We start from the raw sequence: 13,730 nt of genomic DNA, 5'->3' as shown, positions 1-13,730 counted from the left end.
TTTACGTAAATCTAATATAATTATTTTAACCTGCAAGCGTGAATATATTGATCTTTATTTCTATGCAAATCTTTTAGATTGAAAAAAATGAAATTTATCGGCATTGATTTAGGCTGGAAATCCCAACCAAGCGGCTTATGCTGTTTAGAAATAATAGCAGGAAAACTGCAAATACTAGATTTACAGCGACTAGATTTGATAGTAGATATCCTCGCCTGGATTGATAACATTGTTCCACCACAAGCACCGGCTATGATTGCCGTAGACGCGCCCACCTTGATTCCTAACCCTACAGGAAGTCGTCTCCCGGACAAACTCACTCACAAATACTTTGGCAAATATCATGCTGGATGCTACCCAGCTAATCAAAAATTACCCTTTGCACAACGTACTGTTAACTTTGGTTTAGAGTTAGAATCCCGTGGATTTGTTCATGCACCCATCATTGATCCCCAAAAAATTGGCAGATATCAAATAGAAGTTTTTCCCCATCCAGCCATAATTAATTTATTTCAGTTAGACCGCATCCTTAAATATAAAAAAGGACGCATCAATGAGCGCCGCTTAGAATTAATGAAACTGCAAAATTATATTCTCAGCATTCTACCAAGTCTGACTCCCTCTCTGTGTACTTTGCCTTTTAAAGATTGGTTTTTTCAAGTTCCCAATACAGGCGCAGCACTCAAAGCAGTAGAAGACCAACTAGATAGCTTAATTTGTGCTTATGTAGCAGCCCACTGGTGGTATTGGGGTGAACAACGTAATTTAGTGCTAGGGGATAGTACCACTGGTTATATTGTCATCCCTAGTAAGCGGTAATTAAGATGTTAGATAAATTCCGCATCCCTAGTAAAATAGGGAGTGGGTGATATTAAATACCCTACCCCCTACTTCCTCAGCTTATTCTGCCCAGGCAATTAATCTTGGCTCATAGGGACTAGATAAGTTTTGGTGTTGCGGTAAAACACGCAAAGACAACCCCTGCAAACCAGAAGTTGTATAGGTGATATTACCAGTGTAAATACTCAAACTTTCTCCATCTTGTCCTTGGTAATCCATGACTACAGGCACACCATTGACAATCTCACCACTTGCATCAATTGCACCTTGGTATAACTCCACCCGGACATCCTCATTAGTCAAGCCGGCTAAGTCTACCTTGGCTTTGACACTCACGGTTTGATTAACCTCTATATCCGCATCTGCTGACACATCAACATCTTTAATTTTGATGTTGTACCAATGCTCGCTGAGTTTGCCCTTCCAATTAGCCAAATCTTTAGCTGGGGCGTAGTTTTCAGCAGTGAGACTATGATGGCGATCGCTGGCTGGGAAATAAGCCCTTTGTGCATATTCTCCCACCATCCGGGCTGTATTAAAGAAAGGACAATTCAAGCGAATTGCGTCTTTCATTTTAGCAATCCAAGACCGGGGTAAACCATCAACATCTTGATGCTCATAAAACAGAGGTATGACTTCTTTCTCTAACAATTCGTAGAGAGCATTGGCTTCTACTTCATCCTGGTAGTTGGGATCATCGTAATTTTCACCATGTCCAATAGACCAACCAGTGCGGACATAATCAGCTTCATCCCACCAACCATCTAGAACACTTAAATTGAGCAGTCCATTCATAGCGGCCTTCATCCCGCTAGTTCCGGAAGCTTCCCGGGGGCGGCGTGGTGTGTTTAACCACACATCACAACCAGCCACCATTAACCGGGCAATGTGAATATCGTAATTAGGAACAAACACCACTTGTTTTTCCAAGTTTTGTTCACTGATAAAGTGATTGATGTCGCGGATCAGTTCCTTCCCAGGGATATCTTTGGGGTGAGCCTTACCTGCAATGACAAATTGCACTTTACGATTTTTGTTATTCAACAAAATCCGCTTGATCCTCTCCACATCACGCATCCAGAGGGTAGCCCGTTTATAGGTAGCAAACCGCCGAGCAAAGCCAATGGTTAAAACATTGGGATCAAGAACTTCTTGGGCTTGGTTGATTTCCAAAGCAGAAGCCCCGCGATCGCGCAAATGCTTAACCAAATGCTCTCGCACGTATAAAACCATGTCCAAGCGGCAGCGTTCGTGATTGCGCCACAACTCCTCATCCGGGATAGCATCCATCCGGTCCCACAATGGGTGTTCTGGTGGTACTGATGACCAGTTTGGACCCAAATAGCGATCGTACAACTCTTGAGTTGATTTAGCTACACAACTACGGGCATGAACACCATTAGTAATGGCGGCAATGGGTACTTCTTGGACTGGAACTTTCTTCCACAACCCTTGAAACATTTGCCGGGACACCACACCGTGCAACTGGGCTACACCATTAGAAAATGTAGCCATTTTCAAAGCCAACACTGCCATACTAAAAGGTGCCGATAAATCCCCGGTATTTTCTCGCCCCAGTCCCAAAAACTGCTCTTTAGGCAAACCAAAGATTTCTGAGTAATGCCCCAGGTAATACAAAATTTTGTCAGGAGAAAACAAATCTATCCCTGCTGGTACTGGGGTGTGAGTAGTAAAGATATTGCTAGAAGCCACCACTTGTTTAGCTTGGTCATAACTCAAACCCTCTTCTTGAATGAGGATGCGGATACGCTCTAAAGCGGAAAATGCTGCATGACCTTCATTCATGTGGTAAGCAGTGACATTGTAACCCAGAGCTTTCAACATCCTGACACCACCAATCCCCAGCATCATTTCTTGGTGGATTCGCATATCAATGTCCCCACCGTATAGCTGATCTGTAATGTCGTGGTCGTAAGGGTTATTAGGTTCAATGTTGGTATCTAGCATATACAGGGGAACCATTCCCACCTGTACCCGCCACACTCTGGCGTAGACTTTGCGCCCTGGATAATCTACTTCAATGCGCAACTCCGAACCATCAGCATTGCGCTCCAGATGTAAGGGCATATTATAGAAATCATTGATGGGGTAGCGTTCTTGTTGCCAGCCATCAGCATTCAAGTATTGAGCAAAATACCCCTGCTGATACAATAAGCCCACCCCAACCAGAGGTAAACCCAAGTCGCTGGCTGATTTCAGGTGATCCCCCGCCAAAACCCCCAAACCGCCAGAATAGATTGGCAAGCAATCCACAAGTCCGAATTCCGCCGAAAAATAGGCGTAGCATTCCTTGGGCTTTTGGCTGCGTTGTTTTTCGTACCAGGTACGTTCTTGTAAGTACTCTTCCAATTGGCGAGCAGCACGATCCATTTGTGCTAAAAAGCCTTCATCTTCCACCACTTCCAACAGTCGCCCTTGACTGATTGTACCCAGCATTAATACAGGGTTATGGCGGCTAGATTCCCACAAGTCAGGGTCTAGGCGGCGAAATAAATCTTTACTCTCAACATTCCAATCCCAGTGCAAGTTATATCCTAGTTCCCGCAGGGGTTCAAGCCGCGACGGTAAGGATGGCGAAACGTTAAATGTGCGAATTGGCTGCATAGTCTGATAAAACTCCAAGTTTAATTTTGGCTATTGCTTACTTATGTATTACTGTCTCTACCCAATGTTGCCAATTCTTTTTACGGTGTTTGTAAAATTGCTATGACGAAAGTTTAGCATTGAGAGTTATTCTTTGTATCGCTGATAAGGTTTACACTCTAGGCATTGCTAAGTCTAGGAATTGCCTTCAAGTATTTACTTGGTATATTAAAATTTATTTTCTCTCTATTGAGCAAGAGTAAAGGTAATTTTTTAATCTTTTCTTCCAATCAGGTTTGTGGTTTGTATTTTTTGCTACAAATTTTATTTATGTATTCCAATTATAACAGTATTTGTTTGCTTCTTCGCCAAAAAATAAAAATTACGTAAATAAGTATCAATCATATCTATATTCAGCAGTATTTGGTCATATACTTAATTTCACCAAGCCTTTATTTCCAGCCACAGCGATAAAAACCCCTTATCAAGGTATCTCACACTCTCACAAGATTCAGTCAAATAAACATTACACCTTTTATGGGGAATTTTGCCAAAGTGGGGTATATCCTTAGCGGGACCGTATTAAGCAGCGAGCATGATGCTCGCACTACAAGACTTTAAGACCTTTATCTCCTGTGTTTAATAAATGCTATAAACCTGATTATTTCTAATATATTCTTGGCTAAAAATGTGTTTTTAACTATAAGTATACAATAAAAAATGGCAATTATTACGCAATTAATGATGTTATCAAAATTTCCGATTTACATGAATGCAGCCCAAATGGATAAAAGTTTTTTATTTAAAGTGTTTCCATTTAAAAAAAATGTGTTAATCTTAAGAAGATATATCAAAAAATCATTGATTTAATTCAAATTTTGATTTTGTTCGCCTGTAACTCATCGGTGTGCAACATGATTAGCGGAGAAAAGTGTAGAAATTCGTTGCCAGAAACTCGTCATAGTAATCGTGGAAGCGCTTATTTATTTGCACCGATGGTCAATTTTAATGCCATGGCTGAAGTTGGTGATACTCCACCATAAGTTTGATTTATTTTTACACAAAAATAATAAAAACCCAATATAAATTGCATTTATATTTCCGGGGAATTTGTCTGCAAATTTGACATATTCCGGAAAATAACAATGTAATTTTCCGTCAATATACTCTCAAGATTTCGTAGTTGAAAGTGAGTTGCTGGAAAGGTAAAAACTAGATTCCACTCTGCCAAAAACTTAGAAATTGGCACAGCTAAACATATCTAATTAACTGATTTAATTCATTCATAAATTATTAGCCTTCAAAATTGTATTTTCTATTTTTATAGAAAAACTAATGTAATGGGCAATATTTTATATACATGAAAATCAATTTCATGCCTTTAATAATAACAGTATAAGTGCCACTACCCCAATCCATTATACCTTCTCAGCAAGCCTTAAATAAAAGTCAAATTAGCGATATTTAATCATGAATAACAATCAATATACCTCCAAAAGGCAGCGATTACAAGAATTATTAATCACTACTGTGTTAGGAGATATTCCCACAATTGCTCTTGGTCCAAAACTGCGAAATATCATTTATAGTATGATTTTTGCGCGGATGGGTAGACCAGTTTATATTCAAAACGGTGTGGAATTTCTGGGAACTTCTGGTATTGAAATCAGTGATGGGGTTTATATTTTTCAAGGTGTACGGGTGGATGCCAGAGGACACCAAAACAATAAAATTTATTTAGGCAATGGAGTAGCGCTGGAACGCTACGTTGATATTGGCTGTTTAGATAACACTTGCATATCCATTGATGATGAAACTTTTATCGGTCCTGATGTTTGTATTGCTGGACCAGGAAACATCAAAATAGGTAAGCAATGTATGATAGCAGCCCATTCAGGAATATATGCCAATAGTCACAAATTTACAGACCCAGCCCAACCCATCAAACACCAAGGAGTAACTCGTCAGGGAATCGTGATTGAAGATGACTGTTGGTTAGGGCATGGGGTAACGGTATTAGATGGGGTTACTATCGGTAAGGGCAGTGTTATTGGCGCATGCTCAGTTGTCAATAAAAATATTCCCCCCTACTCTGTAGCCGTGGGTGTACCTGTACGAGTAATTAAAAGCCGAGTTAGCAAAGATTTGGTGGTATCTTGATGCTTCCCACAATCCAACTACCTTTCGACCACAACCGGAAACTTCCGGTCTGAGTCAACGTCTCTAAACTAGCCAGTTAAAAACAGATCAAGCACAAAAACCAAACTGATCTCAAAAAGGGACGAGATTTCGGTAATATAAAGTAGCTATCTCTCCTGTCTCTCCTGTCTAGCGGATAGGTCAGAGAGAAACTTTTTTCTCACACCCTTTGGAGATAATTGTATGGTGACTTTAAAAATCGCTGTTTATATTGTTGTTGGCCTCTTCGTGGCCATTTTCGTTTTTGGGTTTTTGTCCAATGATCCAGCTCGTAACCCTGGAGGCAGGGATTCAGAGTAGGATTTCCACAAATTATCTACAACTGCCGGCAGAAGGAAAACACCAAACCCCCAACTCTATGGCAGCTTGCTATATTTAGGCAAAAAGCAAAGGTCGGAAGGCAAAAAGTGTAATTTATCCTTCCGGCTGTCAGTTAGCTACGTTTTAGCTTCACTTGCCTAAATATGCTTCATTCAGTTTCCCCACCTGCACAGCTTCCCATAATGGAGGCAGTACCATCACTAAGTTCTAGGGCACATGGTAATTATAGTCAGTCGCTCCCAATTGTAACTAATTACGGCAACCCCCAAAAACAACCAGAACAAACACCACCACAGCAAGACTCAAAACAGAAAGAACCTGAAAACAAATTGCCCTTATCAAAAACCCTCAACGCCACCAGGGATCACAAAACAGCCAACAAACCAACTACACCCAACACACCAGAAATCTTCCCAGCCGCCGCCAAAAGTGCAGCTATTTTGGGTCAACCCCAAACAATTAGTTATACGCCAGAGTGGTGGGAAACCCTGCATCAACCCAAACAGCCAGACCCACAGAAAAAAACCACCCCACCAATACAAAACACACTCAAAATTAAAACACGTCAAACCACCAACAACAACTCAACCCCCACAACCAGAGAATTCAAATCACCACCCCTTGTGGCTCAACAAGCAGTTCCCAGCAGACAGAGAACCATAGAAGTCATCTCAGACAGGCAAGAATATGATCAACAACGGCGGATTATCACCGCAGAAGGTAACGTAGTAGTGCGATTTGATGGGGCTGTGGTAGATGCCGATCGCCTGCAAGTCAATTTAAACAATCTTATCGCCGTAGGGTCTGGTAATGTGGCTTTAACACGCGGGGATCAAATTCTGCGTGGTCAAAGCTTTAAATATAACTTTCTTCAAGATCAAGGAGAAATCGACAACGCCAGTGGAGAAATCTTCATCCCCTCAGCCCAAACAGACCTAACCTTTTCACCCACCGACAACAACCCCAGAGACATACAGCCCACCGTGAGCGATCGCGTCAGAAGAAATCAGCCCCTTTCGGGCATCACCAGCCCCGGAGGTATAGACTTCACATTAGGTGGCACAATAGACGCAAGCAATATACCCTTACCAAAACCGGGTGGTCAAGTTAGACGATTGCGCTTTGAAGCTCAACGCATAGAATTTTATCCCCGAGGTTGGCAAGGACTGGATGTGCGAATTACCAATGACCCATTTTCACCCCCAGAACTAGAACTAAGGGCATCTAAAGTTACTTCTATCCGGGAGTCACCTTTAGTAGAAACCATCAAAACACAGGGACAGGGATTAGTATTTGACCAAACAATTTCCTTACCTATTCCCGTAGACACACAGACCATAGATAGATTTCAACGAGATCCTTCACCATTTTATGTTTCCCCCGGCTTTGATGGAGATAAACGTGGTGGTTTCTTTGTCGAACGAGGCTTCACAGTAGTTGATACCAACCAGACACGTTTAAGAATCACACCGCAGTTATTTGTGCAAAAAGCCTTACAAGACAGCACCGATGTAAGCAGCTTATTTGGCATCAAAACCAAGTTCAACAGCGTTTTGAGCAAACAGGCAACACTTGAAGGTTACAGTGAATTAACCAGCTTCAACTTAAACAAAGCAGATGAGAACCTGCGGGCCAGCGCGCGAATGCGCCAAACACTAGGAGATATCAATCCTCACATCTTAAACCTAGAATATAGCTACCGCGATCGCCTCTATAACGGTACCCTTGGCTTTCAAACCGTCCAAAGTAGCATAGGTGGTTTAATTAGCTCTCCTGTGATTCCTTTAGGTAATAGTGGTGTTAATCTCAACTATCAAGCAGGGGCGCAATATATCAACGCCAACACCGACCGTTTAGACCTACTACCAGCAAACCCCACAAATAATCGCATATCTCTCGGTCGCTTACAAGGTAGTGTGAGCCTGAGTAAAAGCTTTTTAGTTTGGCAGGGTCAACCCCTCCCACCTACCCCAACACAGGGATTAAAATACACCTCTAACCCCCTGGTTCCTTACTTACAGACCATTGCCAGCCTCACAGGTACTAGTAGTTATTACACCAACGGCGAAAATCAAACCACCCTTAACGGCACAATCAGCTTAGTAGGGCAGTTTGGTAACTTTTCCCGCCCTTATCTAGACTATACAGCCTTTAACATCACTTACTCCCAGGGTATCAAGAGCGGCTTATCACCATTTTTATTTGACCGCTCAGTTGATAACAAAGTCCTAGGTGCGGGAATTTCACAGCAAATTTACGGACCGCTTCGTTTAGGCTTTCAAACAACAGTCAACCTAGACACAGGTAAACAAACCAGCACCGACTACATACTAGAATATAGCCGCCGTACCTATGGGTTAACTTTACGTTATAACCCTGTGCTAGAGTTGGGTGGTTTCAGCATCCGTATTAGTGATTTTAATTGGACTGGGGGTACAACTCCTTTTTCAGGTAATGAGGTTAAGTCGGTTGTGGATGGTGTCCGCCGGGAGAATTAACAGACATTTTTACAATTCTACCCTTTACGGTGGTAGGTTTATTTTTTACTGACTACGCCACTAATAGCGCAAAGTGGAAAATTTGGCAATCTTTAATCCTACATTCAGTTGGCGTATAGTCATAATCTATCTACAAGCTAACATCCAAAAATTATGGTGCAAAACATAGATAAACCATCACATCTCAGTGAATTTCCAGAAGAAGCCACAACCGCCAACCCAGTATTTTTTAGAACCTATAGCCGGAAGAAAGCCCACGGGCGCGAGTCATGGTCTCAAGTGTGCGATCGCACCATCCAAGACCTACGTAAATTAGGCAAGTTTACACCTGCTGAAACAGCCATCATAGAGCGTATGCAGCGCGACTTAAAAGCACTTCCCAGTGGTCGCTGGCTATGGGTAGGAGGGACAGACTGGATCAACCAAAATCAAAACTTCTCCGGGGCATATAACTGTACATCAACCAACCTCACAGACTGGGCAGGTTTTGGCTTGATGATGAGTTTAGCTATGATGGGAAGTGGTACAGGTGCTGTAATAGAACCGGAGTATATCGGTCAGTTACCCGTTATCCGCAATCAATTAAACGTCAGCATCACACAACAGATTGGTGCCAAACCCTCACATCAACGTCAAGAACAAACCATAGTAAATATAAACGGCCATCACGTCACCATCGAAGTAGGAGACAGCAGACAAGGCTGGGTAGACTCCTATCAAAAAATACTAGAACTATCATCAGATGATGGTTTTAACGCTCCCATACAAGTATCCGTGGATCTAAGCAACGTTAGACCCGCAGGAGAAAGTCTCAAAGGCTTTGGCGGTGTAGCTAACCCAGTGAAACTACCTGACTTATATTACAACTGCGCCAAAATTCTCAATAAAGCTGTTGGTCGCCAACTAAACTCTGTAGAATGTTGCCTACTCATCGACCATGCAGCCATAACCGTAGTCGCGGGCAACATCCGACGTAGTGCGGGCATGAGACAATTTAACTCTAATGATGCCTTGGGATCTGTAGCAAAAGATAATTTATGGCAACAAGACTCAGACGGCAATTGGCGCATTGACCCGGAGCGGGATGCCCTCCGTATGGCTAACCACACCAGAGTATTTCACCACAAACCCACTGAACAGGAATGTATAGAAGCAGTGCGTAAGCAATACTTTAGCGGTGAAGGTGCTATTCAGTGGGCTGGAGAAGCCGTTGCTAGAGCCAGCGTCGATATCCTACCAACACAAGCACTAAAAAACCAGTTTATTCAATGTTACCAAGAGGGAACTATTAACCTCTGGTTTAAACAATTTCATCCAGATATGGAGCAGGCAGAAATTAACCACCGTTTAGCGTGTTATGGGCTTAACCCTTGTGGTGAAATCATTGGCAACAATTTTCACTGCAATCTCTCGGAAGTTCACCTCAACCGACTCAACCCCCATGACTTTGAGGAGCAAGAGGCTGCTTTTACTGCTGGCGCTTTGTCAGTGGCTGCTTTATTACACCATCGCTTCTGTGAACCTAGATATCAACTGAGCCGGGAGCTAGACCCTATTGTGGGTGTGTCTTTTACGGGACTGTTTGACTTTTTCGTTCATGCTTTTGGTGTGGATTGGCTAAAATGGTGGCAAGAAGGGCGACCCCTCTGCCTAGAAGGAGAAAACTTTAAACGCCGAGAGCAAGAATATCTGAGTTTTTGGAAACAAACTGTACACCGTGTTGTTTGGGAATATTGCGATCGCCATGACTTGAAGCGTCCCAACCGATGCACTACCGTACAACCCAGTGGTACAAAATCACTTTTAACTGGTGCTAGTCCAGGCTGGCATCCCCCCAAAGCTCAAAGATTTATCCGCCGCATCACCTTCAGAAAAAATGACCCTGTGGCTTTAGCCTGCATCGACTATGGCTATAACGTCATTCCATCTCAATCAGATAAAGATGAAAATGGAGTACTACTCAACGACCCCCATGATCCGCGTGTATCTGAATGGTTAGTGGAAATTCCTGTGGCTGTTTCCTGGGCTGACCTACCGGGGGCAGACGACATAGACATTTCTCAATTTTCTGCTTTGGCTCAGTTTGACTTCTTTATGCAGGTTCAACAGTGGTACACAACACACAATACTTCTGCTACATTGGAGTTGCGATCGCACGAGGTGGAAACCCTAGGTAAGCGGATTTATGAATGTATCCATAACAATCAAGGGTACATTTCAGCAGCTCTACTGGCACGGTTTGACGACCTCCAGTCTTTTCCCCGGATGCCTTTTGAACCCATAGACAAATTCACCTACTACCGATTGAGTCAAGAAGTGAAAAACCGACGCAAGACTGATGACTTCTGCCTATCGTTAACTCAGTATGATTCTGGGGAAATAACAGAAGCAGGTCCTACTGGTTGCGATTCTGATAAATGTATGTTCCCAACAGCAACACCTGTGGGATAAAAAGATTCCCGGCTTCACAAAAGTCGGGTAACTATCCTCAAACAGGACACATGATTAATTTTGATACTGTAGATTTAATTGTGTCTGATCACCGTTGACCAATGACCAAAAGAATAGGATTACAAGCTCGTCCTTCTGGGACGGCTTTTTTGTGTGTTGTAGCGAATTTTGCCAAAGTGAGTTACATACTTAGCGGGTAAGAAGCCGGCAATACAAGACGAGCATTTAAATTTGTATCTCACGTGTTTAAGAAATGCTATATAAGATATAAGTAGTCGGCACGGGGCATTGGCACGACTTTAAAGAGAAAAAGTACGTCTCTCAACTTTACTGTTATCGCAATGAATACGGGAAACATCCTGATCAGAGAGCAACAACGGCGGAGAAGTGCTAGTATAGATTCTGGATTATACATTGAAGCAATCAAAAAAGCAGCACATCAGTCAATAAGAATCACAATCAGCCTTAATAACAAGCTGATCAACAATATTAAAAAACCATAAAAGTTGAGAATCATGATTGACTTATCTACTTATGAAATTGACCCAGTGCGTGGCTTTGTCCCCTCAGAGGATCCTCTGACACAATTGCCACCTGATTTTGCTGCTTGGGAAACGATAAGCGCCCAAATTCCTGCATTGCTGACCGCTGGGAAAGTACGTCAGATCATAGATAAAATGGCCATTATTGATCCAGTTTCCCTAAAAAGCAAAGACCAACTTTACCGTGCTTTTCTATTGCTTTCGGTCATGGCGAATGCTTATATTATGGGTGAGACAGAACAGGCATCCGTTCTACCACGTAACCTTGCCATGCCACTGTGCTATGTAGCGAAAAAAGTAGGGCTACCCCCAGTATTTACTTATTTCTCCATGATGCTTTACAACTGGTTTCGGATCGACAAGTCTGAGCCACTAGATTTGGATAACTTGGCAATTTCCCGTTCCTACCAAGGAAGTCAAGACGAACACTGGTTTTATCTTGATATGGTAGTTATCGAGGCTCACGGTGGCCCAGCAGTAAAGGCGATAGTTGATATACAGTTGGCGATGGCTGATGACGATGTGGTTGCTGTAGAGCAGAATCTGCACTGCCTCATAGTCGCACAGGAAAAAATGCTCGCCACCTTAAACCGTTTGCCGGAAAAATGCGATCCCTATATATTTTATAATCGGTTACGTCCGATTCTGGATGCTTGGAAAGAACCAGGCATTATCTATGAAGGTGTTAGCGAGGAACCTCAAATGTGGATCGCTGCTAGTGCGGCTCAGAGTTCTTTATTCCATACCTTAGATATTGCCTTGAGTATCACCCATCACAATCAAGGCGGCGAATTTTTGCGGAAAATGCGTGACTATATGCCTTTAAAGCATCGTCAGTTTCTCGCAGACCTTGAAGCCAGACCGTCTTTGCGAGAATATATTCTCAGCAAAAAACAGGGTTACTTAACAATAAAGGCGTTATACAATCAAAGCGTCGAACTTTTAGATGCTTTCCGTAAAAAACATCTAGAAATAAGTGCTAATTATGTCGTAAAGCAGGCAAGGAAAAAAGAAGCTGGTGTCTCTGGAACAAGCGGAACTAACATCACACGCTTTCTTGGTCAAGTACGAAGAGAAACATCTGAATTCGTGATTCAATAATTTTGTTACTTATGATCAGGAGAAATTAATGAGCTTTGACATTTTAATTATGGGTTCAGGTTCGGTGTGTGAGACAACCTGCCGAGCGTTGGCCTTGATGTCAGCAGCACCCATCAGAGTCGCTGTACTGGGTCGTTCAAAATCCCGAGTAGATATTGTCGTGGCCTTAGCTAACGCCATGTCCGGTGCCTTGAATCATAGAGTCAATTTTATTGGTGATACCATCGATTGGGACAGTGAAAACGATTTAGCTGACAAAATTGCTAAATATTCCCCCCGTCTAATTTTTCAAACCGCATCTCTGCAATCGCCCTGGGATTTTCTCGGTGCATCAACACCCACTCGCTGGAAACAACTTGTCTGGGCGGCGGGTAATGCAATTATTGTACCTACCCAAGTTGCCCTGGTGAAACGGGTAGCCGCTATTGTGAAACAGATGAATCCATCTCCTATTCTAGTTAATGCTTGTTTTCCAGATCATGTCAATCCCATTCTCAAATATTTAGGTCTACCGATTACTTCTGGGATCGGGAATGTAGCCATGTTTGCTGGTTGTATGCGATGGCGCTATCCCCAACCCGAACATAAATTACAAATTATCGGTCATCTTTATCATTACTTTAAAATTCTCGGCAAAACTCACTCCGATTTAGACGGACCAAGAGTTTGGATAGATGGAAAAGAAGTGCCTGATGCAGAAAAAACCCTGGCTGATGCTTTCTATGATCTCCGTTCAGTCAACGATTTAGGCAAGATTATCAACGAATTGGTGGGAACAAATAGCGCAGAAGTACTCACCGCTTTGCTGGGAAATACACCAGTGATGACTCATGTACCGGGTCCAAATGGTTTACCAGGTGGCTATCCGGTAATTATGCAAAATGGCAAAGTTGAGCTTGATCTTCCAGCTGACTGTACAGAAGAGGAAGCGATCGCCCTCAATAAACAAGGGGGTTATGATATGGGTGCTGCCATCATTGATGAAAATGGTTTTTCTGCCTTTAGTACCACGGCCTGCGAAAAATTGATGGAGTTTGCCCCTTCATTGGCACAAGGGTTTTATGCTCAGGATATTGATCCTATTTGCCAAGAAATCATTGATCTGCGGACTAAATTAGAGCAAGAATTGCCAGTTTGATCTTCTAGAAATTATGTACAATCTTCAACCCCGATA

Annotated in this window: 9 protein-coding genes; 8 read left to right on the top strand and 1 reads right to left on the bottom strand. The window is 42.6% G+C overall.

Going from position 1 to position 13,730, the window contains the following annotated elements:
* Positions 1-87: 87 nt before the first annotated feature.
* Positions 88-819: a DUF429 domain-containing protein gene (locus tag NWP17_RS09310; RefSeq protein WP_280654632.1), complete on the top strand. Its 732-nt coding sequence runs from the start codon at positions 88-90 to the stop codon at positions 817-819.
* Positions 820-900: 81 nt separating this feature from the next.
* Here the strand turns inward: NWP17_RS09310 and glgP are convergent, their stop codons facing one another.
* Entirely contained in the window at positions 901-3,465 is a 2,565-nt protein-coding gene (gene glgP / locus NWP17_RS09305; RefSeq protein WP_280654631.1) for an alpha-glucan family phosphorylase, read from the bottom strand.
* An 893-nt stretch (positions 3,466-4,358) separates the two neighbouring features.
* Between glgP and NWP17_RS09300 the strand changes: the two genes are divergently transcribed.
* The 7 genes from NWP17_RS09300 (at position 4,359) to NWP17_RS09270 (ending at position 13,694) form a co-directional block, all read left to right on the top strand.
* Positions 4,359-4,487: a hypothetical protein gene (locus tag NWP17_RS09300; protein ID WP_280654630.1), complete on the top strand. Its 129-nt coding sequence runs from the start codon at positions 4,359-4,361 to the stop codon at positions 4,485-4,487.
* A 427-nt stretch (positions 4,488-4,914) separates the two neighbouring features.
* Positions 4,915-5,604 carry an acyltransferase gene (locus tag NWP17_RS09295; RefSeq protein WP_280654629.1) on the top strand — a complete coding sequence of 230 codons (690 nt, stop codon included), beginning with the start codon at positions 4,915-4,917 and terminating at the stop codon, positions 5,602-5,604.
* Between the two features lie 222 nt (positions 5,605-5,826).
* Positions 5,827-5,943 carry a photosystem II reaction center protein I gene (locus NWP17_RS09290; RefSeq protein WP_280654628.1) on the top strand — a complete coding sequence of 39 codons (117 nt, stop codon included), beginning with the start codon at positions 5,827-5,829 and terminating at the stop codon, positions 5,941-5,943.
* 164 nt (positions 5,944-6,107) lie between these two features.
* Entirely contained in the window at positions 6,108-8,462 is a 2,355-nt protein-coding gene (locus NWP17_RS09285) for a DUF3769 domain-containing protein (protein WP_280654627.1), read from the top strand.
* A gap of 153 nt (positions 8,463-8,615) precedes the next feature.
* A complete protein-coding gene (gene nrdJ, locus NWP17_RS09280; protein ID WP_280654626.1) occupies positions 8,616-10,913 on the top strand; it encodes a ribonucleoside-triphosphate reductase, adenosylcobalamin-dependent in 2,298 nt (765 codons plus the stop codon).
* Between the two features lie 515 nt (positions 10,914-11,428).
* On the top strand, positions 11,429-12,556 hold the full coding sequence (locus tag NWP17_RS09275; protein ID WP_280654625.1) for a PrnB family protein: 1,128 nt from the start codon (positions 11,429-11,431) through the stop codon (positions 12,554-12,556).
* A gap of 28 nt (positions 12,557-12,584) precedes the next feature.
* Positions 12,585-13,694 (top strand): hypothetical protein, encoded by a 1,110-nt coding sequence (locus NWP17_RS09270; protein ID WP_280654624.1) that lies wholly within the window; start codon positions 12,585-12,587, stop codon positions 13,692-13,694.
* The last annotated feature ends 36 nt before the right edge of the window (positions 13,695-13,730 follow it).

Origin of the sequence: Chrysosporum bergii ANA360D, assembly GCF_029891735.1 — a bacterium.
Taxonomy (GTDB): Bacteria; Cyanobacteriota; Cyanobacteriia; order Cyanobacteriales; family Nostocaceae; genus Umezakia; species Umezakia bergii.
Note: the sequence above shows the minus strand (reverse complement) of the source record. Positions and strands in the feature narration are given on the sequence as shown.